Here is a 26,561-nt window from a genome sequence, read left to right as displayed (position 1 = left end):
GCATGCCTCGCCCGCCTCTATCCCAGCGCCAGGCGCAAATCCTCGATCAAATCATCTTTGTTCTCAATACCGATCGATAAACGGATGGTAGAGGATTTTATGCCAATGCGGTCGCGCACCTCCAGCGGCACGCCGGAGTGGGTGGTGCTGGCCGGATGGCTGGCGAGAGATTCGGTGCCGCCGAGGCTGACCGCCAGCTTGAACAGCTGCACCGCATTGAGGAACTTAAATGCCGCCTCCTGACCGCCCCGAATATCGAACGAGAAGGTCGAACCGGCACCGCTGCACTGGGCGCGCCAGGTTTTTCCGGCCGCAGAGTCCGCCGCCAGGAATGGCAGATAGTGAATCTGCTCGACCGCCGGATGACTACGCAGAAACTCCGCCACGGCGGCGGCATTATCGTTCGCCCGCTCCATGCGCAGTGCCAGCGTCTCAAGCGAGCGGCCAATCATCCAGCTGGAGTGCGGATCGAGCTGCGTGCCGATTGCGCTGCGCAGCGCCTTCACCTGGCGGATGAGGGCCTTATTGCCCATCGCTGCCCCGGCGATCAGATCCGAGTGGCCGCCGACATATTTGGTCAGGGAATAGAGCGAAATATCCGCCCCGTGCTCCGTCGGGCGGGAAAACACCGGGCCGAGCAGGGTGTTATCGCAGGCAATCACCGGGCGGTGCTGTTGCTGGTGTTCAATTTTGTCGGCCACGCGCTTAATCAGCGCGATATCCACCAGGCTGTTAGTCGGGTTCGCCGGGGATTCAATCAGGATCACCGACACCCGCCCCTGCGCCATCGCGGCATCCGCCGCCGCCTGTACCGATGCTTCATTAACGCCATCGCTAAAGCCCACCGAGGTCACGCTAAGATTGTGGAAGGTTTTGCTTAGCAGCGTTTCGGTGCCGCCATACAGCGGCTGTGAGTGCAGGATAACATCACCCGGTTTCACAAAGGTCAGTAGGGTGGTGGAGATCGCCGACATCCCCGACGAGAACAGCGCCGCGCTGTCGGTACGCTCGTAGATCGCCAGCCGATCCTCGACAATTTCACTGTTGGGGTGGTTGAAGCGCGAGTAGACCAGCCCGTTGCCTTCGCCCGCAGGGGGTTCACGCCGGCCCGAAACGTAATCAAAGAAATCCCGCCCCTCCTCCGCGCTGTTAAACACAAAGGTCGAGGTGAGAAACACCGGGGGTTTAACCGCGCCTTCAGAGAGCGCCGGGTCATAACCGTAGTTCAGCATCTGCGTTTCGGGCTGCAGCTCGCGCGTGCCAATGTGGGTCTTTTTGGAATGTGATGAAGCCATGTGTTCTCCTGCCTGCTGGCATGATGATTACTTATTCTGGACGCTAAGCTAGCATGTGGCAGGTTGTGCTGATAAATGAATAAACGCTCTATGGTTAAATCATTATGCGATATGAAATGTGGCTATCTGAACGTACAGCAGTCTATATGTCTGTCGCGCGCGAATGAAAGCCACGTTGCGCAACAGCGAGCGCCGGGCGTGAGAAGTGTGATAAACTGCGGCGCTTTCCCTGAGCAATCGACGAAGAGCTATGAAACACACCGTTGAAGTTATGATCTCCGAAGCGGAGATCAAATCCCGCGTTGCCGCACTCGGCCAGCAAATCACTGAACATTACCGCGACAGCGGTAGTGAAATGGTGCTGGTGGGCCTGCTGCGCGGTTCATTTATGTTTATGGCCGATCTGTGTCGCGCCATTGATGTCCCCCACGAAGTCGACTTTATGACGGCGTCGAGCTACGGAAATGGCACCTCGAGCACCCGTGATGTGAAAATCCTTAAAGACCTGGATGAGGATATTCGCGGTAAAGACGTGCTGATCGTCGAAGATATTATCGATTCAGGTAATACGCTGAGCAAAGTGCGTGAGCTTTTCAACCTGCGCGGCCCGAAATCCGTGGCGATCTGCACCCTGCTGGATAAGCCTTCCCGCCGCGAAGTGGACGTGCCGGTAGAGTATGTCGGTTTCGCCATTCCTGACGAGTTTGTGGTGGGCTACGGCATTGACTATGCCCAGCGCTATCGCCACCTGCCGTACGTGGGCAAAGTGGTGATGCTGGACGAGTAATCGCAGGTTTATCCACAGCACAATCGACTAAGGCCGGATTTTCCGGCCTGTAATAACATACGCCGCTTGCTCGTCATTCTTCAAGCTGCCTGTGCGTTGGCTTCTCCTGTTCACCCCAGTCACATAGTGACCTATGCTCCCGGGGATTCGCAGGCTTGCCGCCTTCATCCAGCGTGAATAATTTAGAGCAAGGATATAAATGGGGATTACGGATTGAGATCCGGGTCGTTCAGCAGGTTGGCGATACCGTGGCGATAGCGCTGTTCGAGGATTTCACGACTGGTTGCGGAGACTTCCAGATCGCGCAGGTAACCGTCCTGAATACCGTAAACCCAACCGTGAATGTTGACCTTCTGCCCGCGTTTCCACGCTGACTGCATGATGGTGGAGTGGCCGAGGTTGTAAACTTGCTCAATCACGTTGATTTCACACAGTTTATCAAAGCGCTTTTCCGGCGGCAGTTCACCGAGTAACGCGCTATGCTTGTACCACAAATCACGGATATGCAGCAGCCAGTTGTCAATCAGGCCGAGTTCCGGGTTATCCACCGCCGCCTGAACGCCGCCGCAGCCGTAGTGACCACAGATAATAATGTGTTCCACTTCCAGCACTTCAACCGCGTACTGCACCACCGACAGGCAGTTGAGATCGGTGTGCACCACCAGGTTGGCGACGTTGCGGTGAACAAACAGTTCACCCGGCTCCAGCCCGGTCAGGCGCTCGGCAGGTACCCGGCTGTCAGAACAGCCAATCCACAGGAAGCGCGGCTTCTGCGCCAGAGACAGGCGTTCAAAGAAACCGGGATCTTCCTCTTTCAGTAATTTGGACCACTGGCGATTGTTGCTGATAAGGGTGTTAATGTCTTTCATAATGATGTCTGCCACTACCTCGAAATGCGTACCGTAATATAGGGCAACGCACCGTGATTGGAAATGACAAACAAGAAACCCATACCCAAAATAATTCGAGTTGCGGGAAGGCGGCAAATGAGTGAATCCCGATGAGCTTACTGAAGTCAGTGATTCGGGTGAACGAATGTAGCCAACGCACCTGCAGCTTGAAGTCTGAAGGGTATAAATGAATAAGGCTCTCGCTTACCTATGACATATGCACTGGAACTTGAAAAGCTGACCAAAACCTACACAGGCGGGGTTCAGGCGCTCAAGGGCATCGATCTCGCTGTCGAGGCCGGTGATTTCTATGCGCTGCTCGGCCCTAACGGCGCCGGTAAATCTACCACCATCGGCATTATCAGCTCGCTGGTTAACAAAACCGGCGGCAAAGTCCGGGTGTTTGGCTATGACCTGCAGCAGGACGTGGTCAACGCCAAGCGTCAGCTCGGGCTGGTGCCGCAGGAGTTCAACTTTAACCAGTTTGAAACCGTGATGCAGATTGTGGTCAGCCAGGCCGGACTGTACGGCGTGGAGAAACCGGACGCGTTAAAGCGTGCGGAAAAATACCTGAAGCAGCTGGATTTATGGGATAAACGCAACGAACGTGCGCGCATGCTTTCCGGCGGGATGAAGCGCCGCCTGATGATCGCCCGCGCGCTGATGCACGAGCCAAAGCTGCTGATCCTCGATGAGCCAACCGCCGGGGTGGATATCGAACTGCGCCGCTCAATGTGGACCTTCCTGCAGGAGCTGAATGCGCAGGGCACCACCATTATCCTGACCACCCACTATCTGGAAGAAGCCGAAATGCTGTGCCGCAATATCGGCATTATCCAGCGCGGTGAGCTGGTGGAAAACACCTCAATGAAGGGCCTGCTTTCTAAGCTGAAATCGGAAACCTTTATTCTCGACCTCGCGGCTAAAAGCCCGCTGCCGAAGCTGGAAGGTTTCCAGTATCGGCTGATTGATACCTCGACGCTGGAAGTGGAAGTGCTGCGTGAGCAGGGGCTGAACAGCGTGTTTAGCCAGCTCAGCCATCAGGGCGTGCAGGTATTGAGTATGCGCAACAAGGCCAACCGTCTTGAGGAGCTGTTTGTCGACCTGGTTAACGGGCGCACAGGAGAAAAAGCATGACACATTTATACTGGGTCGCCCTGAAGAGCATCTGGGGTAAAGAGATTAACCGTTTCGCCCGCATCTGGATCCAGACGCTGGTGCCGCCGGTGATCACCATGACGCTCTACTTTATTATTTTCGGCAACCTGATCGGCTCGCGCATCGGTGAGATGCACGGCTTCAGCTATATGCAGTTTATTGTGCCGGGCCTGATTATGATGGCGGTGATCACCAATGCCTATGCCAACGTGGCCTCGTCGTTCTTCAGCGCCAAGTTCCAGCGCAATATCGAAGAGCTGCTGGTGGCACCGGTACCGACGCACGTGATTATCGCCGGTTATGTCGGCGGCGGCGTGGCGCGCGGGATCTGCGTGGGCGTGCTGGTGACGGCGATTTCGCTGTTCTTCGTGCCGTTCCAGGTGCATTCGTGGCTGATGGTGGCGGTGACGCTGCTGCTGACGGCGGTGCTGTTCTCGCTGGCGGGCCTGTTGAATGCGGTATTTGCCCGGACTTTCGATGATATCAGCCTGATCCCGACCTTCGTGCTGACGCCGCTGACCTACCTTGGCGGGGTGTTCTATTCACTGACGCTGCTGCCGCCGGTATGGCAGATGGTGTCGAAGCTGAACCCGATCGTCTATATGATCAGCGGATTCCGCTACGGTTTCCTCGGGATTAACGATGTGCCGCTGGCGTTTACGCTGGGCGTGCTGGTGGCGTTTATTGCGGTGTTTTATATTCTGGTGTGGGTGCTGATCCAGCGCGGTCGCGGATTACGTACCTGATGGATAGGGGCCGATCATTTTTCCGATCGGCCCCTACATGTTTGGCTTTTTACGCCACCTGAACCGGCACGGCTTTCGCCACGCGCTTCATCTGGTTTTTACCTTCGAAATAGGCCACCTTCGGCTGCCACTCGCGGGCCTCTGCGTCCGACATCTGCACGTACGAACAGATAATCAGCAGGTCCCCTTCGCAGGCACAGCGCGCTGCCGCACCGTTGACCGAGATGATTTTCGAACCGCGTTCGGCGGCGATAGCGTAGGTTGAGAAACGCTGGCCGTTGTTGATGTTATAGATATCGATCGCTTCGTATTGCAGAATGCCGGAAGCATCGAGGAAATCCTGATCGATGGCGCAGGAACCTTCGTAATTCAGGTCAGCCTGGGTCACGGTGACCCGGTGGAGTTTGCCCTGCAACATAGTACGATTCATAACTCATCACTCTACAGTCAATGCAAAAAACGGACGCCAGTATTACCCGGCGCCGCACGTCTGTCTACTGGGTCAGATCAACCTGTTGGTTATCAATCAGGCGAGCCTTGCCGAGCCAGGCCGCCATCAGGATCACCGCACGCTGACTGTCGACATTGAGCGGCAGCAGCGTATCGGCATCCACAATCGCCAGCCCATCGGCCTGTAAGCCCTGCGCTGCCAGCTCACTTTCCGCCGCCGCAATCATCTCTTCCACATGGCGCTCGCCGCTTTCCAGTTTTGCAGCGATGCTGTGCATCACCTGGCTCAGCACCGGGGCGATTTTACGCTCATCGCTGCTCAGATAGCCGTTACGCGAGCTGAGCGCCAGGCCATCTTTGGCACGCACGGTGGGCACGCCGACGATATCAATATCGTAGCCCATATCCGCCACCATTTTGCGGATCAGCGCCAGCTGCTGGTAATCCTTTTCGCCAAAGCAGGCGAGGTCGGGCTGCACCAGGTTAAACAGCTTGCTGACGATGGTGGAAACGCCGCGGAAGTGCCCCGGGCGGCTGGCGCCTTCCAGCAGGGTGGAAAGGCCGGGAACGTCGACAAACGTCTGCTCGCTCAGCCCTTTGGGATAGACATCGCCCGGTGCCGGGGAGAACACCAGATCAACGCCGCGGCGGTTCAGCTTTTCACAATCCTGCTGCAGCGTGCGCGGATAGCGCGCCAGATCGTCTGCGCGCTCAAACTGCATCGGGTTAACGAAGATCGACACCACCACGATATCGGCACGCGCGCGCGCTTCATCCACCAGGGTCATATGCCCGTCATGCAGGTTGCCCATGGTTGGCACCAGCGCAATGCGCTTGCCGTCCTGGCGCCAGCGGCGAATTTCGCGGCGCAGCATCGGCAGGGTTTCAATAATCAGCACGGTGTTTCTCCTGGTTTACTGGAAACTGTGTTCAGCGGCCGGATAACTTCCGGCTTCAACTTCTGCTACATACTGACGCACTGCGGCGCGGATCTCTCCGGCCTCAGCGAGGAAGTTTTTGGCAAATTTAGGAATGTGACCGCCGGTAATGCCAAAGGCGTCGTGCATCACCAGTATCTGACCGTCGGTGACGCTGCCCGCGCCAATGCCAATCACCGGGATGGCCAGCGCCTCGGTCACGCGTTTTGCCAGCGAAACCGGCACGCACTCCAGCACCAGCAGCTGTATGCCTGCTGCTTCCAGCGCCAGTGCATCTTCCAGCAGGCGCTCGGCATCGGCGCTTTCACGACCCTGCACTTTGTACCCGCCAAAAACATTCACCGACTGCGGCGTCAGCCCGAGGTGGCCACACACCGGCACCGCGCGTTCGGTTAACTGTTGCACCGTTTCCGCCAGCCACTTGCCGCCCTCCAGCTTCACCATGTTGGCCCCGGCGCGCATCAGCGTCGCGGCGCTGTCAAAGGTCTGCTGTGGCGTGGCGTAGCTCATAAACGGTAGGTCAGCGAGCAGCAGCGCAGCGGGGGCGCCACGGCGCACGGTTTGCGTGTGGTAAGCGATATCGGCAACCGTGACCGGCAGCGTGGAGTCGTGGCCCTGAACCACCATGCCAAGAGAGTCACCCACCAGCATGACCTGAATACCCTCATCGGCAAACAGGCGGGCAAAGCTGTAATCATAGGCGGTGATGGTGGCGAATTTGTGCCCCTGCTGCTTCCACTGGCGTAAGGTCGAGACGGTAGTCGGTTTCATCAGATCCCCGTTAGGCATTTTCTGTTGGGCGTATCTTAATGGAAGGGGAGAGGGATGTCAGCATTGTCGCGGGTGAGGTCGCGGGCATGCCCGGCCCGCGGTTTGCCGATTACCAGTGCCGGATGCTGCTGCTGTCGAGCGTCGCCAGCAAATCCGCGATGCGGGTGCCGTTGGGCAAGGTCAGATCGGGGGCGATCTCCAGCAGCGGCAGCAGCATAAAGGCGCGATTGTGCATATCGTAGTGGGGGACCGTCAGGCGTAGCGTGCTCAGCGTCTGCTCACCAAACAGCATGATGTCGAGGTCAAGCGTGCGCGGCCCCCAGCGATGCGCTTTGCGCACGCGCCCCTGCTCCAGCTCAATGCGCTGGGTATGGTCGAGCAGGGTTTCGGCCGCAAGTGCCGTATCCAGCGCCACGGCAGCATTGAGAAAATCAGGCTGGTCCGGCGGGCCGTAAGGGGGGGTGCGGTAAAGAGAAGAGGTGGCTACCAGCGTGGTATCAGGCAGGGCCGCCAGCGCATTCAGGGCAGATTGCACCTGATGCAGCGGGTCGGCCAGATTACTGCCCAGCGCCAGATAAACGCGGATCATGCGTCGTTGTTATGGTCGCGGCGCTGGCCGCCGGGAACGCGCTTGCGCGGGCGGCGGGTGCGGCGGCGTGGCACCGGATCATCGCCCAGGGTGTTGAGCATGGTTTTCTGCTGCGGTGGCGCAGAAACCTGGAACTCGCCCCACCAGGTGGTCAGACGCTGCAGTTCGTGGTTGTTTTCCACTTCGGCACGCAGTGCCAGCAGGTCGTAAGCGGCGCGGAATTTCGGATGCTCCATCAGCTTCCACGCACGCTTACCGTGGCGGCGCGACAGGCGCAGCTGCAGCTGCCAGATATCCCGCACCAGCGTGGTAATGCGTTTTGGAATAGCCAGCGAGCGGCACGCCTCATCCAGCACGTCATTCATCGACAGCGCGAAGGCATCGTAATAGACCAGCCCGCTCTCCTGGGCGATTTTCTGCGCGGCTTCCAGCTGTGGATACCAGAACATCGCCGCAAACAGGAACGCCGGGTTAACACGCATCTGGTTGTGGATGCGGTTATCGGTATTTTTCAGCACCTGCAGGATCATCTTCTCCATATTACTGTCACCCTGTTCGGTGAAGTAGCGGGTGATGATCGGGAACAGCGGCTGGAACAGCTGATATTCACGCAGTTTCAGATAAGTTTGATGACCGTAACCCGCCTGCAGCAGCTTCAGCGTCTCTTCGAACAGGCGTGCCGGTGGGATATCGTTCAGTAGCGTAGCGAGACGCGGGATGGGCTCACCGGTTTCGGGCGCGATGCTCATGTCCAGCTTGGCGGCGAAGCGCACCACGCGCAGCATACGCACCGGGTCTTCACGGTAGCGGGTTTCCGGGTCACCGATCATCCGGATGATGCCCTGCTGCAGGTCGCTCAGGCCACCCACGTAATCACGCACGGTGAAGTCGGCCACGCTGTAATAGAGGCTGTTAATCGTCAGATCGCGGCGCTGGGCGTCATCTTCAATCGAACCGAAAATATTATCGCGCAGCAGCATACCATTCTGGCCGCGCTGCGAGCTGTTGCGGTCATCAGCAACCGGCTGCTCCGCTTCATGGTGACCACGGAAGGTGGCGACCTCGATAATTTCCGGGCCAAACATCACGTGCGCGAGGCGGAAGCGACGACCGACCAGACGGCAGTTGCGGAACAGTTTACGCATCTGATCCGGCGTGGCGTTGGTGGTCACATCGAAGTCTTTCGGTTTTTTACCCAGCAGCAAATCGCGCACGCCGCCGCCTACCAGGTAGGCTTCGAATCCGGCTTTGTTCAGGCGATACAGTACCTTGAGGGCATTTTCACTGATGTCCTTGCGCGAGATGTTATGACTATCGCGCGGAATGACGGTCATCTGACGCACTTCCTCGACCTCGGCTGGCGCCACGTCATCGCGACTGAGGACTTTCCGGCAAAAATTAGCAACTCGGGTAAAAATGGGACACCTCGATAGTGACAATGAAATTTGGTCGGTAAAAACAGCGGCTAATCATAGCTCAGAGTGAAGCGTTTGAGAATGCCGAAGTCGGTGTATGCTACTGCTGCGCGTCGTTTATTGGGATTTTTTTGCACTTCCAGTCACCGATTGCGTGCTGTAACAGCGCGGCAACGCTCAGATCGCGCCAGCTTTCTGCCACCGGCTGACCGAGAAAACGCAGCGCTGCTGCCAGCGCCGGGCGCGGATCGCCTTCCGGCAGCGGCGGCGCATGATTCTGCTTGGAGAGCTTGTTGCCGTCGTGGTTTAACACCAGCGGCAGGTGCAGATAGCGCGGCGCAGGCCAGCCAAACTGATCGTAGAGCGTGATTTGACGCACGGTCGGCTCAATCAGATCCGCGCCGCGCACCACTTCCGTCACGCCCTGGAAATGGTCATCCACCACCACCGCAAGGTTATAGGCAAACAGCCCATCGCGGCGATGAATAATAAAGTCTTCCTGCGCCAGCCTGGCATCGGCCTTGACGCTGCCACGCAGCTGGTCGTGAAATTCGCTCAGCGGACGATCAACCTTAAGGCGCAGCGCGGCGTTTTCCGGCCCGAGCCCCAGCGCCCGGCAGTGGCCGTCGTACAGCCCGCCAACCTGCTGAATACGGCTGCGCGTGCAGGTGCAGTAGTAGCTGTGCCCGTCACGCTGCAGTCGATCGAGCGCGGCGCGGTAGGCTTCATGGCGCTGCGACTGCCACAGGACTTCTCCATCCCACTCCAGTCCGTACTGCTCCAGCTGCTGCAGGATACGCGTTGCCGCACCGGGGACTTCACGCGGCGGGTCAATATCTTCAATGCGTACGTACCACGCGCCATGCTGCGCGCGAGCCTGGAGATAACTGCCTAAAGCAGCAATCAGAGAGCCAAAGTGAAGTTCACCGGAGGGGGAGGGGGCGAAGCGCCCGATATAGTCTGAGGTCATCATCTTGAAGATGGGCAGTGAAGCGACTGCGGGAGAGATTCCCCGCTTCACTGCACAATCATATGCCGTTAACCGGCCATTTGTTTTTCGCGGATTTCTGCCAGCGTTTTACAGTCGATGCAAAGATCGGCGGTAGGACGCGCTTCCAGACGACGGATACCGATTTCAACGCCACAGGAGTCACAGTAGCCGAAATCATCGTCTTCAACTTTCTTCAGCGTCTTTTCGATCTTTTTAATCAGCTTGCGCTCGCGATCGCGGTTACGCAATTCAAGACTGAACTCTTCTTCCTGAGCGGCACGATCGACCGGGTCCGGGAAGTTAGCGGCTTCGTCCTGCATGTGTGTGACCGTACGATCGACTTCATCCCGGAGTTGATTACGCCACGCCCCAAGAATTTTCTTGAAGTGCTCCAGCTGGGCTTCATTCATATACTCTTCGCCCGGCTTCTCTTGGTATGGCTCCACCCCAGCGATGGCGAGAATACTCAGGGACGATGTTTTACGGTTTTGCCCTTCTTGCATGTTGCTTCTCCTGGATAACACGCACTACACCCTTCATCTTTAAGCTGCAGGGGCGTTGGTCGCTATCCCGCAACCCGAAATCTTCGGGTATCGATCCCACATGGGGAAAAAAACAGGCCGCTATAAATACCAGAAGCGGTTAAGGTAAGCAATTATTCCTGATCACGCCTTGACAAGCATGTGAGGAAAAGCGTATTTGCGCGATCGGCAGTATAAAAGCAAATTGCGCTAAATTTTACAACTCCACTTTCAGGGCTTTTCTGAGAACCATCCCCTCCGGTGATAACTGCGCCTTATAACATAGCACCTCTACACCATTCTGCCGGGCCTGCGACAGGAGTTCTGCGTAGCGAGCATCAATGTGTCGCGCCGGGGCAACGTCCTCAATCCCCGAGTGCAGAACGGCGAAGAACAGTACCGCCCGCTGGCCCGATTGCGCAATCTGACTAAGCTCGCGCAGGTGTTTCTGGCCACGCACGGTCACCGCATCCGGAAAATACCCTTTACCCTGCTGTAATAGCGTCACGGATTTGACTTCAATATAGCAGTTACGGCGATCGCTTGCCTGTAACAGGAAGTCTATCCGGCTGTTTTCTGCGCCATATTTAACTTCAGGCAGCAGCGTATCGTAACCGGATAATTCCGCAATCTGGCCTGCATTAAGTGCCTCACGCACTAACCCATTGGCGCGTAAGGTATTGACGCAAATCCAGTCGCCCTGCTGCGTTTCGGTTAGCTCCCAGCTGTGCGGATATTTTCGCGTCAGGCTGGCCGATGTCGAATACCACACCATGTCGCCCGGCGTGGCGCAGCCCGTCATTGCCCCGGTATTAGCACAGTGGATTGTCAGCTCTTCACCCTGCGGGGTGACCACATCAGCCAGAAAGCGTTTATAGCGTTTAACCAGCCGCGCGGGTTGCAGGTCCGGGCTAAATTCCATAGGAATTCCTTATCGTAATTTCCATTCCGCCACTTCTTCATAGCGGGTGCGACCGCGCGTAAAATGTGACTGAAACAGGACAAAGCGCTCGACCGGCACTGACCAGTGAAAATTGCGCGGCGGCAACGACACCGGGTGCAGAGCGTGGCGCAGTAATGTGACATGCGGATGAAAAGGCAGAGCAGGTTGCATACAGCCGCTGCGTGCCGCCTGCGATCGCAGCAGCTCTGCCAGCTGCAGCAGCCCGCGCGGCGCCTGGCGCGGCCCCAGCCACACCACGCCGGAGCGCGGCCAGTGCCCGGCATCATCCAGCGTCAGCGTAAAAGCGGGCTGCGTAATGCGGCCGGCGAGCTGCATCAGCGCCCGCTGCTTCTGCGCACTGATTTCGCCGAGGAACGCCAGCGTCAGGTGCAGGCTGTCGGCGGCTACCGGGCGGCCCGCTTCCGCCGGGAAGGTCGCGGCGCGCCACTGGATCAGGCTCTGCTTACACTCATCCGGCAGTTCGAGGCCGAAAAACAGCCGTTTTTGTGCGCTCATCGCGTCCTCCGGTAAATCAAACCCGGGAATGCTACAATGCGCCGCAGATTATGACCATGGCGTTCTGGAGTAAATACGTGAGTTCATTACCGGTCAGTGCCGTCCTACCCGAACTGCTGGCGGCACTGCAATCCGCCCCGCAGGTGCTGCTGGCTGCCCCGACCGGCGCCGGAAAATCCACCTGGCTGCCGCTCCAGATCCTGCAACAGGCGGGATTCAGCGGGCGCATCCTGCTGCTGGAACCGCGCAGGCTGGCGGCGCGCAACGTTGCACAGCGGCTGGCCGAGCTGCTGGGCCAGCAGCCGGGCGAGATCGTTGGCTACCGCATGCGTGGCGAGTCGCGCTGCGGGCCTGACACACGCTTAGAGGTGGTGACGGAAGGGATCCTGACGCGCATGCTGCAGCAGGATCCGATGCTGGAGGGCGTGTCGCTGGTGATCCTTGATGAGTTTCACGAGCGCAGTTTGCAGGGCGATCTGGCGCTGGCGCTGCTGCTGGACGTGCAGGGCGGGCTGCGTGACGATCTGAAAGTGCTGATCATGTCGGCAACGCTGGACAACTCGCGGCTGCGCGAGTGGCTGCCGGATGCGCCGCTGATCGCCTCCGAGGGGCGATCCTTCCCGGTAGATCGCCGCTACCAGCCGCTCTCCCCCACGCTGCGCTTTGACGATGCGGTGGCACGCCAGGTGAGCCAGCTATTACGCGAGGAGAGCGGCTCGCTGCTGCTGTTTCTGCCCGGCGTGGCGGAGATCCAGCGTGTGCAGAGTGCGCTTAGCGACCTTGTCGCCAGCGATGTTGACCTCTGCCCGTTATACGGTGCGCTATCGCTGGCGGATCAGCGCCGGGCTATCCTGCCTGCCGCGGCCGGGCGGCGCAAAGTGGTGCTGGCTACCAATATCGCCGAAACCAGCTTAACCATCGAGGGCATTCGTCTGGTGGTGGACTGCGCGCTGGAGCGCAGCGCGTTTTTCGACCTGCGCAGCGGGCTGACCAGCCTGCAAACCCGGCGCGTCAGCCAGGCCTCGATGACCCAGCGTGCCGGGCGCGCCGGGCGCCTCGAACCCGGCATCTGCCTGCATCTGATAGCCAAGGAGCAGGCGGAGCGCGCTGCCGCCCACAGCGACCCGGAAATACTCACCAGCGATCTCGCGGCGCTGTGGCTCGATCTGCTGCAGTGGGGCTGCCACGATATCAACCAGCTTAACTGGCTGGACGTGCCGCCCGCCGCGGGTATCGAGGCGGCGCGTCAGCTGCTGCAAAAGCTGGGGGCGACCGACGGTGACGGGCGTCTGAATGCGCAGGGGCGCAAAATGGCCGCGCTCGGCAGCGAACCGCGCTTTGCCGCGATGCTGATTGCCGCCGGCAGCGATGCCGATGCGGTCGCCACCGCCGCCCAGCTGGTGGCGATGCTGGAGGATCCACAGCGCGGCAGCCCCGACCTGCGCGACAGCTTCCAGCGCCGCCTGCCGCAGTGGCAGCGCCGCGCCCGTCAGCTGCAGCAGCGGCTGAAGGTCAGTGGTGGAACGCTGGATGAAGATCGCCTCCCGGCGCTGCTGGCGGTAGCCTTCCCGGACCGCATCGCGCGGCGGCGCGGTGCCGAGGGGCGCTATCAGCTGGCGAACGGCAGCGGGGCCGCGCTCGATCGTGAAGAGGCCTTAACCCGCTACGAGTGGCTGATTGCGCCACAGCTGCTGCAGAGCCATAGCCAACCCGACGCGCGTATTTTGCAGGCGCTGCCGCTGGATATCGACCAGCTGGTGCGCCAGCTTCCTGTTCTGCTGACGCAGCAAACTGAAGTGGAGTGGGATGAAGAGAAAGGCACGCTGCGCGCCTGGCGCCGTGAGCAGGTCGGCCAGCTGGTGCTGAAGTCGCAGCCGCTGGCGAAACCGGACGAGCAGGAGCTGCACGCGGCGATGCTGCGCTGGGTGCGCAGCAAAGGTTTATCGGTGCTGAACTGGACGCCACAGGCAGAGCAGCTAAGATTGCGGCTGGTCTGTGCCGCGCAGTGGCTGCCGGAAGAGGAGTGGCCCGCCGCCGATGAGCCCGCGCTGCTGGAGCGCCTGGAGCGCTGGCTGCTGCCCGCGATGAATGGCGTGCGCGATGCGCGTGGCCTGCGCCAGCTCGACTGTGCCGCTGCGTTATTACAATTGCTCACATGGTCACAGCGACAGCAACTGGATACTGCATTGCCAACTCATTACACTGTGCCGACCGGAAGCCGCCTGCCGATCCAGTACTCTGCTGATAAACCGCCCGCCCTGGCGGTGCGTCTGCAGGAGATGTACGGCGAAGCGCACAATCCCAGCGTTGCCGCAGGGCGCATTCCGCTGGTTCTGGAGCTGCTATCCCCGGCGCAGCGCCCGCTGCAGATCACCCGCGATCTGGCGGCGTTCTGGAACGGGGCTTACCGGGAAGTGCAAAAAGAGATGAAAGGGCGCTACCCCAAACATCTGTGGCCGGATGACCCGGCAAATACATTACCGACGCGGCGCGTGAAAAAGTTTTCCGCGACGTGATTTTTCTGTACTGAATCGTGGCCCGAATATTCGGAAGGTTCCACTTCCGTAACGGCCCCTGTGCGACGAGAGTAGTCGGCCTGGCCGACGCGTGCCCCTGGAGAAATGAAACACATGTCTGACGATCGCGAACCTATCGGGCGTAAAGGAAAGCAGCCCAAGCCGCCGCGTAACAAAGCGGGGCGAGGTCGCCGCAGGGAAGAGGAAGAATATGATGAGTATGACGATCAGGATGATGACCTGGATGACGAGGAGGTAACCCCGGTGCCACGTAAAGGAAAAGGACGCTCACCGCGTAAGAAAAGAGGCTGGATTGGCTTACTGATTAAGCTGTTCCTGCTGTTTGCCGTGGTGATGGCAATCTATGGTGTCTATCTTGACTCCCAGATCCGCAGCCGCATTGACGGCAAAGTCTGGCAGCTGCCGGCGACGGTTTATGGCCGCATGGTCAGCCTCGAGCCGGGTATGTCGTACAACAAGAAAGAGATGATCGCCCTGCTGGAAGGCACGCAGTATCGCGAAGTGACGCGTATGACGCGGCCCGGTGAATTTACCGTGCAGGGTAATAGCATTGAGATGATCCGCCGCCCGTTTGATTTCCCCGACAGCAAAGAGGGGCAGATCCGCGCGCGCCTGAGCTTTAGCGGCGACCAGCTGAGCGACATCAAAAATCTCGACAGCGGCCGCAGCTTTGGCTTCTTCCGCCTCGATCCGCGGCTGATCACTATGCTGCAGTCGCCGAACGGCGAACAGCGCCTGTTTGTGCCGCGTGCCGGCTTCCCTGACCTGCTGGTGGACACGCTGGTGGCAACGGAAGACCGCCACTTCTATCAGCATGACGGCATCAGCTTCTACTCGATTGGCCGTGCTTTCCTCGCCAACATCACCGCCGGGCGTGCGGTGCAGGGCGGCAGTACGCTGACCCAGCAGCTGGTGAAGAACCTGTTCCTGACCAACGAGCGCTCGCTGTGGCGTAAAGCCAACGAAGCCTATATGGCGCTGATCATGGATGCGCGCTATAGCAAGGACCGCATCCTGGAGCTGTATCTGAATGAGGTGTACCTCGGACAGGCCGGTAACGATCAGATCCGCGGCTTCCCGCTGGCCAGCCTCTACTACTTTGGCCGCCCGGTGGACGAGCTGAGCCTCGACCAGCAGGCGCTTTTGGTGGGGATGGTAAAAGGCGCTTCGCTCTATAACCCATGGCGTAATCCGAAGCTGGCGCTGGAGCGCCGCAACCTGGTGCTGCGCCTGCTGCAGCAGCAGAAGGTGATCGACCAGGAGCTGTACGACATGCTGAGCGCCCGCCCGCTGGGTGTGCAGCCGAAAGGGGGGGTGATAACGCCGCAGCCGGCCTTTATGCAGATGGTGCGTAATGAGCTGCAGGCGAAGCTCGGGGATAAAATTAAAGATCTCTCCGGGGTGAAAATCTTCACCACCCTTGACCCGGTGTCACAGGATGCGGCCGAGAAGTCGGTGGAAGAGGGGATGCCGGCGCTGCGTAAACAGCGTGGCCTGAACGATCTGGAAACTGCCATGGTGATTGTTGACCGCTTCAGCGGTGAAGTGCGTGCCATGGTTGGCGGTGCCGATCCGCAGTTTGCCGGTTACAACCGTGCCCTGCAGGCGCGCCGTTCGATTGGTTCCCTGGCAAAACCAGCGACTTATCTGACCGCCCTCAGCCAGCCGGATACCTATCGCCTGAATACCTGGATTGCCGATAACCCGATTGCGCTGAAGCAGCCGAATGGCCAGGTATGGAAACCGCAGAACGACGATCGTCGATTCAGCGGCCAGGTGATGCTGGTGGATGCGCTAACCCGCTCAATGAACGTGCCAACGGTTAACCTTGGCATGACGCTGGGGCTGCCGCAGGTGGTGGATACCTGGACCAAACTGGGCGTGCCGAAAGACCAGCTGAACCCGGTACCTGCGATGCTGCTGGGGGCGCTTAACCTGACCCCGGTTGAAGTGGCGCAGGCGTTCCAGACTATTGCCAGCGGCGGCAGCCGTGCACCGCTCTCTGCGGTGCGCTCGGTGATTGCCGAAGATGGTAGCGTGCTGTATCAGAGTTTCCCACAGGCAGAACGTGCGGTACCTGCTCAGGCCGCCTACCTGACGCTTTACACCATGCAGCAGGTGGTCGATCACGGTACGGCGCGCGCGCTGGGTGCCAAATATCCTCGCGCCAGCCTGGCGGGTAAAACCGGTACCACCAACAACCTGGTGGACAGCTGGTTTGCCGGTATTGATGGCAAAGAGGTGGCGATCACCTGGATTGGCCGTGATAACAACCAGCCGACCAAGGTCTATGGCTCAAGCGGTGCCATGCAGCTCTACCTGCGCTATCTGGCTAACCAGGCGCCGATGCCGCTGCAGCTGACGCCGCCGGAAGATATCGCGCCGATGAGCGTTGATTCTGCCGGCAACTTTGTCTGCGGCAGTGCCAGCAGCAGCTGGCGCACCCTGCCGGTCTGGACCACCGATGCTGAGGCGCTGTGTCAGCAACAGCAGCAGCAAATTCAGCAACAGCAGCAGATGTTGCAGCAGCAGAACAGCCAGCAGCAACCGCAGCAGGGTCAGCCGCAGCAGCAAAATGAGCAGAAGGACAGCGATGGCGTAGCGGGCTGGATTAAAGATATGTTCGGCAAGTAACAGCGATTGTTGATTGTAAAAAAAGCCGGGGAACCGGCTTTTTTTATGTCTGTTATTCAGAGTTTGTGTCGAACAGGGACTGTTTTAGTTAATTGATTAAGTTACTGTTTTTGATTTTGAGTGCCAAAAACATCCAAATAGATCTAATAAAAAATAAAATGAGATCTGCATATCTTTTTTTGCATTGCCTTTCAGTGAGGATAAGCCTGCTTTTACTCATAAAAAGGAATTTCAATGAAACTTAATGCGTTATATTCCAGCCTGATGTTAGGCGGTGCTTTACTCACCGCACTCTGCGCACAGGCTGACAACACCAGCGTTATCCCTTTCCACACCGCAGCTCAGGCCGTCGACAGCCAGTACTACCTGCCACCACCGCCAAAAGAGGGCAGCTCCGCTTACTCCTATGACAAGGCGGCTTATGAAAAAGGCTACGCGCTGAAAGGCTCGCCGCGCTGGCAGCAAGCCACTCAGGATGCCAACCTGCACGTCGAGAATATCGCCAAAATCTTCTCTCCCGTGCTGGGGGTCACCATCAGTGCCAGTGAAACCCCTGCGACCTGGAACATGCTGCAAAATCTGCTGATCCTCGGCGGTGCTTACGCGCCGGACGGGGCGAAAAATTACTATATGCGCACCCGTCCTTTTGTGGTGTTCAACCATCACACCTGCCAGCCCGCCGATGAACCGGCGCTGCGTAAAAATGGCTCTTACCCCTCCGGCCACACCACCTACGGCACGCTGCTGGCGCTGGTGCTGTCGCAGGCCAAACCCGAGCGGGCGAAGGAGCTGGCGGAACGCGCGTGGGAATTTGGGCAGAGCCGGGTGATTTGTGGCGCGCACTGGCAAAGTGATGTCAATGCCGGGCGTTACGTGGGGGCGGTCGAGTATGCTCGTCTGCAAACTGTTCCCGCCTTTCTCGAGCAGGAAAAACAGGTCAAAGCTGAGCTGAATACTGGCTCCGGCCAGTAATCTGCGTGCAGTAAAGTCAGCAAAGCGGCTCAGGGTAGCCGCTTTTTTGATCAACCTTTCTTTCGCTTCATCCTGCATTATCTGCCCGATATGGGTCGTCCAATGGATAAAGGAGGAGCGAAACGACAATGAATGTTTATGCGGTTTCCAGAACCGTCGGCCGTTACTTTCCTCTGTTGCTGGCCGCAAACTGCTTTGCCACCACCCCGACACTGACCGTCAATGCCGATGATGCGCCGCCCCAGGAAGATGCCTGGGGCCCTGCCGCAACCCTGGCCGCAAAACGCAGTGCCAGCGGCAGTAAAACCGATACGGCGCTGGAGAAAATCCCGCAGTCGGTTTCGGTGGTGACCGCTGCAGAGTTGCAGCGCATGCAGCCACAGTCGGTCAAAGAAGCCCTCAGCTACACCCCAGGTGTGACGGTGAACGCCAGCGGCAGTGCCAATCTGTTTGATAATGTCGCGATCCGCGGCTTTGGTGGGCAGCAAAATATTAACGAGTATCTGGACGGCATCAAATTGCAGGGCGACAGTTATTCACTGGCCGCCATTGACCCCTACATGCTGGAGCGCGTTGAAGTCCTGCACGGGCCTGCCTCAGTGCTGTATGGCAAGAGCAGCCCCGGCGGGCTGATTGCGCTGGTGAGCAAACAGCCGCTGGGAGAGCGCCTGCGCGAGATCCAGTTTCAGATGGGTAACCAGAATCTGTATGAGACCGGCTTCGATTTTAGCGATATTGTCGATGATGACCCGCGCTATAGCTGGCGGTTGACCGGGCTGGCCCGCAGTAACGACGCGCAGCAGGTGAATGCGCGCGAGAAGCGCTATGCGGTTGCGCCTTCCTTTCGCTGGCAGCCAAATGTGCACACCAGCCTGACGCTGTTAACCCAATTTCAGCATGAACCCGAGTCAGGGTATAACGGCTGGCTGCCCCGTCAGGGCACGGTGGACCCGTTTGTCACTGCGGATGGTAAGCAGCATAAACTGTCGACCCGCTTTAGCGATGGCGAGCGCAGCGGGCGCTATCAGCATACGCAGAACCTGGCTGGCTATCGCCTGATACACGATCTCAGCGACAGCTGGCAGGTGCGGCAGAATGTGCGCTATATGCATCTGGACTCGCACAGCACCGGCTTCAACGGCATAGGTTATATTGCGCCGCAGACCCTGATGCGCTCTTCAGCGCATTTTGACGAGCGGCTGAGCAATATTGATGTCGATACCCAGATGGAAGGGAAATTAGCCAGCGGTCCGCTGGATCATCGCCTGCTGTTTGGCATCGACTATATGCATATGCGCGATGATATTAACGGATTTTACGGTCTCGCCGATCCGCTTGATCTGCTCAACCCGCAATATGGCGATGACACCATCCCGGAATTTGGGCGGATGCCGCAAAAAACGCTGGATCGCCAGCAGCAAACCGGGATCTACGCGCAGGATCAGGCGCAGTGGCGACGGTGGGTGGTGACGTTAGGCGGACGTTATGACTGGGCAATGACCTCAGCCTTTGACAGAGTTGCGCGCAGCACCAACCGTCGTCACGATAAGCAGTTTAGCTGGCGCGGCGGCGTGAATTATCTGTTTGATAACGGTATTGCACCTTACTTCAGCTTCAGCGAGTCTTTTCAACCGACATCCGGCAGCGATGTCCATCATCAGACCTTTTCACCTTCACGCGGCAAGCAGTATGAGCTCGGCCTGAAGTTTGTGCCGCAGGATCGCCCGATTGTGCTGACGGCGGCGCTGTTTCAGCTGGTGAAAAATAAAAATCTGGTGGTGGATACCAGCGTCGGTGCCGGAATGGGGATGGGGTCTTTCAGCAAGCAGGCGGGTAAAACGCGATCGCGCGGCCTGGAGCTTGAGGCTAAAGCGGCGGTAAACCTCAACCTCAATTTGAGCGCCTCCTATACCTTTACTGACGTGCGCTACGCGCGAGACGGCAGCGAGCAGTCAGACCGCCGCCCGTATCAGATACCCGCCAATATGGCCTCTTTATGGGCTGACTATACCTTCCATCAGACGGCGTTGAGCGGCCTGACGCTGGGCAGCGGCGTGCGTTATGTCGGCAGCAGCTGGGGCGATACGGCCAACAGCTTCAAGGTTAAACCCTACACGCTGGTGGATGCGGTAATGCGCTACGATCTGGCGCGTGTTGGCTTACCGGGTTCAAATGTAGCGTTAAATATTAATAACTTACTCGATCGTCATTATGTGGCAAGCTGCATGTCTGGCTATGCCTGCTACTGGGGTCGAGACCGCCGTATCATCGCCACCATGACCTTCCGCTATTAAATAATTCCTGACCTTGCGCAAAATTCCGCGTGCCGCTGACGGGTAAACTCTGCCCGCAGCCGCGCCGGGCGTGGCTTTTCCCTTGCGAAAGCTGCTTCGTTTCGCATATTATCCGAGCGTTATAATAATAATTATCGTTTCGTTTCACATTCAACAATCCTTGTTCAGAGAAAGCTCAATGGCCAACACGCGCAATTTTTCCACTGATTTCAATACCGTAAAGACGGCGAAACGCCAGCTGGCAGTCTTGGTTGCCTTGTCCCTGACCAGCGGCGCTGCCTTTGCCGCTGACGACACCATTACCGTAAACGCTAATGCCAGCAGCGCGCCGCAGGAGAGTCCGTGGGGGCCAGCGCCAACCATCGCCGCTAAAACCAGCGCCACCGCTACCAAAACTGCGACGCCAATTGAGAAAAACCCACAGTCGGTTTCCGTGGTCACCAGCCAGGAGATGCAGACGCATCAGCCGCTGTCGGTGAAAGAAGCGCTGGGCTACACCACCGGCGTAATGGTGGGTAACCGCGGTGCCTCCAACGTGATTGATGCGCTCTCTATTCGCGGCTTTAGCGAAACCAATACCAACCAGTATCTGAACGGCCTGAAATTGCAGGGTGATAACTACTCTGAATTTGCCATTGACCCTTACTTCCTTGAGCGCGTCGAGCTGATGCGCGGACCGACCTCGGTGCTGTACGGAAAAAGTAACCCGGGCGGTATCGTGGCAATGGTCAGCAAGCGGCCAACCACGGAGACCCTGCGTGAAGTGCAGTTCCAGATGGGTAGCGATAACCTGTTTTCCACCGGCTTTGACTTCGGCGGTGCGCTGGATGATAACGAAGCGTTTTCTTACCGCCTGACCGGCCTGGCGCGCAGCGCCGATGCGCAGCAGCAGATGAACAAAGAGAAGCGCTACACCATTGCGCCATCGTTTAGCTGGCAGCCGGATGAAAACACCCATTTCACCTTCCTGAGCTATTTCCAGAACGAGCCGGAAACCGGCTACTACGGCTGGCTGCCGCGTGAAGGCACGGTAGTGCCCATTACCGATGCCAACGGCAATCAGCATAAGCTGCCAACCGATTTTGATGAGGGTGAAGCGAGCAATAAAATCTCGCGCAACACCAAAATGGTGGGCTACAGCTTTGACCACGCGTTCAACGATACCTGGACCGTGCGCCAGAACCTGCGTTACGCACAGATGCGAACTGATTACCTCAGCATCTATGGCAACGGCCTGAATACGGCAAACAACACTATCGACCGCGGTTACGCACATTCGCAGGAAAAGCTGAACCAGTTTGCCGTGGATACCCAGGCACAGGCGAAGTTTGCTACCGCGCAGCTGGAGCATACGCTGCTGATGGGCGTGGATTACCAGCGTTCGCGTAACGATATCGATGCCATTTTTGGCGCTGCTGCCCCGCTGGATGCGCTCAATCCGGTGTATGGTAACGACCAGCCAACGGCGCTGTATAACCCGTACCAGTATCTGAACAAACAGGAACAGACCGGTCTGTACGCGCAGGATCAGATGGAGTGGGACCGCTGGGTGTTGACGCTGGGCGGGCGCTACGATTACCTCACCATGTCCGCCTTTGACCGTAACGGCAGCGAGAATAAAACCCACGACCAGGCCTTCACCTGGCGCGGCGGCGTTAACTACGTCTTCGATAACGGCATTGCCCCTTACTTCAGCTACAGCGAGTCATTTATCCCGAATACCGGCACCACGCTCGGCGGCGAAACTTTCCAGCCATCGCGCGCCAAACAGTATGAAGCCGGGGTGAAATACGTACCGAAAGATCGCCCGATTGTGCTGACCGGGGCGATCTACCAGTTGACCAAAAACAACAATCTGATGGGTGACCCGACCGCACCGCTGTTTAGCGTACAGGGGGGCGAAATCCGCTCACGCGGCTTTGAATTTGAAGCCAAGGCCGCCGTCAATGCCAACGTCAACGTGACGGCTTCTTACAGCTATACCGATGCGGAATACACCGAAGACAACTATCTGCGTGGTAAAACCCCGGTGCAGGTGCCGAAGCATATGGCGTCACTGTGGGGTGATTACACCTTCCACGAAACGGCGCTCTCCGGCCTGACGCTGGGTACCGGTCTGCGTTACGTCGGTGAGAGCAAAGGTCTGTATCGCCACCAGGAGAGCAACGGTGCTAACCAGGATCAGAACTTCGACGTCGCGGGCTATACGCTGGTGGATGCGGTCGTGAAATACGATCTGGCACGCTTTGGCCTGCCGGGTTCATCGGTGGGGGTTAACGTCAATAACCTGTTTGACCGCGAGTATGTGGCCAGCTGCTACCGCGAGCACGCCTGCTACTGGGGCGCGGAACGTCAGATTGTGGGTACCGCCACCTTCCGTTTCTAACTCTCTCATCGGGCGCGGTACGCTGCGCCCGCCAATCAGAAGAAAACCATGCCACATCAGTCTGCTACAGAAACCACCTTCACCCTGGATAACGTCAGCTTTGCCGTACCGGGCAGAACCCTGTTACAGCCCTTGTCGCTGGCCTTTCCCGCCGGAAAAGTGTGTGGCCTGATCGGCCATAACGGCTCCGGAAAATCGACGCTGTTAAAAATGCTCGGTCGCCACCATGCGGCATCAGCAGGGCAGGTGCGACTTAACCAGCAGCCGCTCGACAGCTGGAGCAGTAAAGCCTTTGCCCGAGAAGTGGCGTATCTGCCGCAGCAGCTTCCCGCTGCGGAAGGGATGACGGTACGCGAGCTGGTGGCGATTGGACGTTATCCGTGGCACGGCGCGCTAGGGCGCTATGGCGCGGAGGATCGTCAGCGTGTTGATGAAGCGATTGCGCTGGTCGGCCTGAAACCGTTGGCCAGCCGTCTGGTCGACAGTCTCTCCGGCGGCGAGCGTCAGCGCGCATGGATTGCCATGCTGGTTGCGCAGAACAGCCGCTGTCTGCTGCTGGATGAACCGACCTCGGCACTGGACATCGCCCATCAGGTTGACGTGCTGGCGCTGATCCAGCGTCTCAGCCGTGAACGGGGCCTGACGGTGATCGCGGTGCTGCACGATCTCAATATGGCGGCCCGCTACTGCGATCATATGGTGGCGCTGCGCCACGGTGAGATGATCGCCCAGGGCGAGCCGCAGGCGATCATGCAGGGTGACGTGCTGGGGGAGATTTATGGTATCCCGATGGGTATTTTACCGCACCCGAATGGCGGCGCGCCGGTGAGTTTTGTTTACTAAGGATTGGATGTTGTGATGCCGGATATTTCGCGTCGCCGTCTGCTGACGGCACTGGCCTGTTCCCCGCTGCTGGCCCAGCTTCCCCGCTCTGCATATGCTGCTGATGAGCAGCGCATTATTGCGCTGGAGTGGCTACCGCTCGAGCTGCTGATGGCGCTTGGCGTGACGCCCACTGGCGCGTCTGAACTGCACGGTTATCGCAACTGGGTGGGGGAGCCGGTCCTGCCGCCGTCGGTGGTGGATGTGGGGCTGCGTAGCGAACCTAACCTTGAACTAATCACTCAGCTGAAGCCCTCGCTGATCCTCTTTTCACAAGGTTATGGCCCGGATCCGACACGTTTTCAGCGCATCGCGCCGGGCATGGGCTTCACCTTTAACGACGGTAACGGCAAGCCGCTGACCAGCGCCCGTCAGTCGCTGATGGCGCTGGCGCAGCGCATCAACCGCGTGCCGCAGGCTGAAGCCCATCTGGCCGAACTGGATGCACTGATCGAGCGCGTGAAGGCCCGCCTGGCCCGCCGGCAGCAGCGGCCGCTGCTGCTGATGTCTATTCTCGACCCGCGTCATGCGATTGTCTTCACCGCCAATGGCCTGTTCCAGCAGGTGATGGATGCGCTGGGGCTGGTGAATGCATGGCAGGGGGAGACCACCTTTTGGGGAAGTGCGGTGATTGGAATTGAACGACTGGCAGATCAGCACGATGTTGAGGCGATCTGCTTCGAGCACGGCAATGCAAATTTGATGAAACAGGTGACCGCCTCCGACCTGTGGCGTTCGATGCCCTTTGTGCGCGCGCAGCGCTTCACCGAAGTGCCGCGCGTCTGGTTCTATGGCGCGACGCTCTCGGCGATGCAGCTGCTCTACACGCTTGACCGCGTGCTGGGAGGGGAGTGATGCGCCAGTACCGTTTACCGATCGCGCTGCTGCTGCTGCTGTTTATCGCCGCGCTGGCGCTGACGCTCACCAACCTGCAACATCAGCTTCCTGCCGAACAGTGGCTGACGGCGCTGCGCGCGCCGGATATGAACAATATCGAGCAGATGGTATTCCACTACAGCCTGCTGCCGCGCCTGTCGCTGTCGCTGCTGGCCGGCGCCGGGCTGGGGTTGGTGGGGCTGCTGTTCCAGCAGGTGCTGCGCAATCCGCTGGCGGAACCGGCGACGCTGGGCGTGGCGAGCGGGGCGCAATTGGGCATTACCGTGGTGACGCTGTGGAGCGTGCCGGGCGGCATGCTGACGCAGCAGCTGGCGGCGACCTTTGGTGCCATCGCGGTTGGCGTGGTGGTGTTTGGTGTGGCGTGGGGCAAACGGATGTCGCCGGTAACGCTGATCCTCGCCGGGCTGGTGCTGTCTCTCTACTGCGGCGCGGTGAATCAGATCTTCGCTATCTTCAATCATGACCAGCTGCAAAACATGTTTCTGTGGAGCACCGGATCGCTGAATCAGATGGACTGGAGCAACGTCGAGTTCCTCTGGCCGCGCCTGCTGGGCGGTGTACTGCTGACGCTGCTGCTGCTGCGCCCGATGACCCTGATGGGGCTGGACGACGGCGTGGCGAAAAATCTTGGCCTGGGGATTTCGCTGGCGCGCTTTGCGGTGCTGGCGCTGGCTATCCTGATCAGTGCCTCGCTGGTTAATGCCACCGGGATTATCGGCTTTATCGGCCTTTTCTCGCCGCTGCTGGCGAAAATGCTCGGCTTCCGCCGTCTGATTGGTCGCCTGCTGGTGGCGCCGCTGATTGGTGCGCTGCTGCTGTGGCTGGCGGACCAGAGCGTGCTGTGGCTGGCGGATAAAATGGGCGAGATCTCCACCGGCACGGTGACGGCGGTGATCGGGGCGCCGCTGCTGCTGTGGCTATTGCCGCGCCTGCGCACCGCTTCGCTGCCGCCGGCGATGAATCAGGGTGATAACGTTCCTGCCGAGCGCCACCGCGTGCTGTGGTGGGCGCTGCTGGGCGGCGGCGTACTGCTGCTGCTGAGTGCGGTGGCGCTGAGCTTTGGCCGCGACGCGCACGGCTGGGTGTGGGCGAGCGGGGAACTGTGGCATCAGCTGCTGCCGTGGCGCGGGCCGCGTATGCTGGCGGCGCTGGCCACCGGGATGATGCTGGGCGTGGCGGGCTGCGTGGTGCAGCGCCTGACCGGTAATCCAATGGCCAGCCCGGAAGTGCTGGGCATCAGCTCCGGCGCGGCGTTTGGCGTGGTGATTATGCTGTTTATCGTGCCGGGTGATGCCTTTGGCTGGCTGCTGCCGGCCGGTAGCCTCGGCGCGGCAGTGACGCTGCTGATTATCTCGATTGCCGCCGGACGCGGCGGTTTCTCCCCCGAGCGCATGCTGCTGGCCGGGATGGCGTTGAGCACGGCGTTTGCCACGCTGCTGATGCTGCTGCTGGCAAGCGGCGACCCGCGGATGGCTGGCCTGCTGACGTGGATTTCCGGTTCGACCTATCAAATCGATGCGCTGCAGGCGAAGCGAACGCTGATCATTGCCGCCATCCTGCTGGCGCTGGTGCCGCTGTGCCGCCGCTGGCTGACCATTCTGCCGCTTGGCGGGGCGACGGCACGCGCTGTCGGCGTGGCGTTGACGCCCTCGCGCCTGGCACTGCTGCTGCTGGCGGCCTGCCTGACGGCGGCGGCCACGCTGACTATCGGTCCGCTGAGTTTCGTCGGCCTGATGGCCCCGCATATTGCGCGCATGCTCGGCTTCCGCCGGGCGCTGCCGCAGCAGGTGATGGCGGCGCTGTTGGGAGGTGGACTGATGGTGGCGGCAGACTGGTGCGGCAGGATGCTCTCCTTCCCGGATCAGATCCCGGCCGGATTGCTGGCGACCTTTATCGGCGCGCCTTACTTTATCTATCTGTTGCGCAAGGTATAAAAAAAGGTCAGGCTG

22 protein-coding genes are annotated in these 26,561 nt (G+C 59.1%); 11 read left to right on the top strand and 11 right to left on the bottom strand.

All coding sequences use genetic code 11. The annotated features are described in order from the left end of the window. Nucleotides 1-17 precede the first annotated feature (17 nt). Nucleotides 18-1,295: a cystathionine gamma-synthase family protein gene (locus ID864_RS04775; RefSeq protein ID WP_191149498.1), complete on the bottom strand. Its 1,278-nt coding sequence runs from the start codon at nt 1,293-1,295 to the stop codon at nt 18-20. Between the two features lie 250 nt (nt 1,296-1,545). Between ID864_RS04775 and hpt the strand changes: the two genes are divergently transcribed. Then, on the top strand, nt 1,546-2,082 hold the full coding sequence (gene hpt / locus ID864_RS04770; protein ID WP_048914958.1) for a hypoxanthine phosphoribosyltransferase: 537 nt from the start codon (nt 1,546-1,548) through the stop codon (nt 2,080-2,082). Nucleotides 2,083-2,288: 206 nt separating this feature from the next. Here the strand turns inward: hpt and can are convergent, their stop codons facing one another. Next, nucleotides 2,289-2,951: a carbonate dehydratase gene (gene can, locus ID864_RS04765; RefSeq protein WP_048914959.1), complete on the bottom strand. Its 663-nt coding sequence runs from the start codon at nt 2,949-2,951 to the stop codon at nt 2,289-2,291. Between the two features lie 231 nt (nt 2,952-3,182). On the opposite strand from can, the gene ID864_RS04760 reads away from it, so the two are divergent. Next, a complete protein-coding gene (locus tag ID864_RS04760) occupies nt 3,183-4,109 on the top strand; it encodes an ABC transporter ATP-binding protein (protein WP_099754532.1) in 927 nt (308 codons plus the stop codon). Continuing rightward, the gene (locus tag ID864_RS04755) at nt 4,106-4,876 is read left to right on the top strand and encodes an ABC transporter permease (RefSeq protein WP_048914961.1); all 771 of its coding nucleotides are present in this window, start codon (nt 4,106-4,108) and stop codon (nt 4,874-4,876) included. The genes ID864_RS04760 and ID864_RS04755 overlap by 4 nt, the downstream gene beginning before the upstream one ends. 49 nt (nt 4,877-4,925) lie before the next feature. On the opposite strand, the gene panD is transcribed toward ID864_RS04755, so the two are convergent. The 9 genes from panD to thpR form a co-directional block, all read right to left on the bottom strand. Next, nucleotides 4,926-5,306 carry an aspartate 1-decarboxylase gene (gene panD / locus ID864_RS04750; protein ID WP_099754623.1) on the bottom strand — a complete coding sequence of 127 codons (381 nt, stop codon included), beginning with the start codon at nt 5,304-5,306 and terminating at the stop codon, nt 4,926-4,928. A 64-nt stretch (nt 5,307-5,370) separates the two neighbouring features. Continuing rightward, nucleotides 5,371-6,225 (bottom strand): pantoate--beta-alanine ligase, encoded by an 855-nt coding sequence (gene panC / locus ID864_RS04745; protein ID WP_048914963.1) that lies wholly within the window; start codon nt 6,223-6,225, stop codon nt 5,371-5,373. Nucleotides 6,226-6,240: 15 nt separating this feature from the next. Continuing rightward, nucleotides 6,241-7,035 (bottom strand): 3-methyl-2-oxobutanoate hydroxymethyltransferase, encoded by a 795-nt coding sequence (gene panB / locus ID864_RS04740; RefSeq protein WP_048914973.1) that lies wholly within the window; start codon nt 7,033-7,035, stop codon nt 6,241-6,243. Nucleotides 7,036-7,144: 109 nt separating this feature from the next. Further along, nucleotides 7,145-7,624 carry a 2-amino-4-hydroxy-6-hydroxymethyldihydropteridine diphosphokinase gene (gene folK / locus ID864_RS04735; RefSeq protein WP_048914964.1) on the bottom strand — a complete coding sequence of 160 codons (480 nt, stop codon included), beginning with the start codon at nt 7,622-7,624 and terminating at the stop codon, nt 7,145-7,147. Further along, entirely contained in the window at nt 7,621-9,042 is a 1,422-nt protein-coding gene (gene pcnB / locus ID864_RS04730; protein WP_208864919.1) for a polynucleotide adenylyltransferase PcnB, read from the bottom strand. Before pcnB ends, folK begins: the two co-directional genes overlap by 4 nt. 97 nt (nt 9,043-9,139) lie before the next feature. Beyond that, nucleotides 9,140-10,009, bottom strand: coding sequence for a tRNA glutamyl-Q(34) synthetase GluQRS (gene gluQRS / locus ID864_RS04725; protein WP_191149639.1), 870 nt, complete (start codon nt 10,007-10,009; stop codon nt 9,140-9,142). Between the two features lie 68 nt (nt 10,010-10,077). Beyond that, nucleotides 10,078-10,533: an RNA polymerase-binding protein DksA gene (gene dksA / locus ID864_RS04720; RefSeq protein WP_048914966.1), complete on the bottom strand. Its 456-nt coding sequence runs from the start codon at nt 10,531-10,533 to the stop codon at nt 10,078-10,080. A gap of 235 nt (nt 10,534-10,768) precedes the next feature. After that, entirely contained in the window at nt 10,769-11,473 is a 705-nt protein-coding gene (sfsA, locus tag ID864_RS04715) for a DNA/RNA nuclease SfsA (RefSeq protein WP_099754625.1), read from the bottom strand. A gap of 9 nt (nt 11,474-11,482) precedes the next feature. Next, nucleotides 11,483-12,010, bottom strand: coding sequence for an RNA 2',3'-cyclic phosphodiesterase (gene thpR / locus ID864_RS04710; protein WP_133624435.1), 528 nt, complete (start codon nt 12,008-12,010; stop codon nt 11,483-11,485). 56 nt (nt 12,011-12,066) lie between these two features. Here thpR and hrpB point away from each other — a divergent pair, with 56 nt between their 5' ends. From hrpB to fhuB, 8 genes are all read left to right on the top strand, one after another. After that, a complete protein-coding gene (hrpB, locus tag ID864_RS04705; protein WP_191149497.1) occupies nt 12,067-14,526 on the top strand; it encodes an ATP-dependent helicase HrpB in 2,460 nt (819 codons plus the stop codon). A 114-nt stretch (nt 14,527-14,640) separates the two neighbouring features. Beyond that, nucleotides 14,641-17,181 (top strand): bifunctional glycosyl transferase/transpeptidase, encoded by a 2,541-nt coding sequence (mrcB, locus tag ID864_RS04700; RefSeq protein ID WP_048914969.1) that lies wholly within the window; start codon nt 14,641-14,643, stop codon nt 17,179-17,181. A 264-nt stretch (nt 17,182-17,445) separates the two neighbouring features. Then, nucleotides 17,446-18,153, top strand: coding sequence for an acid phosphatase (locus tag ID864_RS04695; RefSeq protein WP_191149638.1), 708 nt, complete (start codon nt 17,446-17,448; stop codon nt 18,151-18,153). A 128-nt stretch (nt 18,154-18,281) separates the two neighbouring features. Then, nucleotides 18,282-20,447, top strand: coding sequence for a ferrichrome porin FhuA (fhuA, locus tag ID864_RS04690; RefSeq protein ID WP_191149496.1), 2,166 nt, complete (start codon nt 18,282-18,284; stop codon nt 20,445-20,447). Nucleotides 20,448-20,625: 178 nt separating this feature from the next. Then, complete coding sequence (gene fhuA, locus ID864_RS04685; protein ID WP_062818107.1) at nt 20,626-22,833, top strand: ferrichrome porin FhuA; 2,208 nt, start codon at nt 20,626-20,628, stop codon at nt 22,831-22,833. Nucleotides 22,834-22,881: 48 nt separating this feature from the next. Continuing rightward, nucleotides 22,882-23,676, top strand: coding sequence for a Fe3+-hydroxamate ABC transporter ATP-binding protein FhuC (gene fhuC / locus ID864_RS04680; protein WP_048914976.1), 795 nt, complete (start codon nt 22,882-22,884; stop codon nt 23,674-23,676). Between the two features lie 15 nt (nt 23,677-23,691). Beyond that, nucleotides 23,692-24,570 carry a Fe(3+)-hydroxamate ABC transporter substrate-binding protein FhuD gene (gene fhuD / locus ID864_RS04675; RefSeq protein ID WP_048914977.1) on the top strand — a complete coding sequence of 293 codons (879 nt, stop codon included), beginning with the start codon at nt 23,692-23,694 and terminating at the stop codon, nt 24,568-24,570. Further along, entirely contained in the window at nt 24,570-26,546 is a 1,977-nt protein-coding gene (gene fhuB, locus ID864_RS04670) for a Fe(3+)-hydroxamate ABC transporter permease FhuB (protein ID WP_191149495.1), read from the top strand. The genes fhuD and fhuB overlap by 1 nt, the downstream gene beginning before the upstream one ends. The last annotated feature ends 15 nt before the right edge of the window (nt 26,547-26,561 follow it).

The sequence above is a fragment of the Erwinia aphidicola genome (genome assembly GCF_014773485.1).
Taxonomy (GTDB): Bacteria; Pseudomonadota; Gammaproteobacteria; order Enterobacterales; family Enterobacteriaceae; genus Erwinia; species Erwinia aphidicola.
Note: the sequence above shows the minus strand (reverse complement) of the source record. Positions and strands in the feature narration are given on the sequence as shown.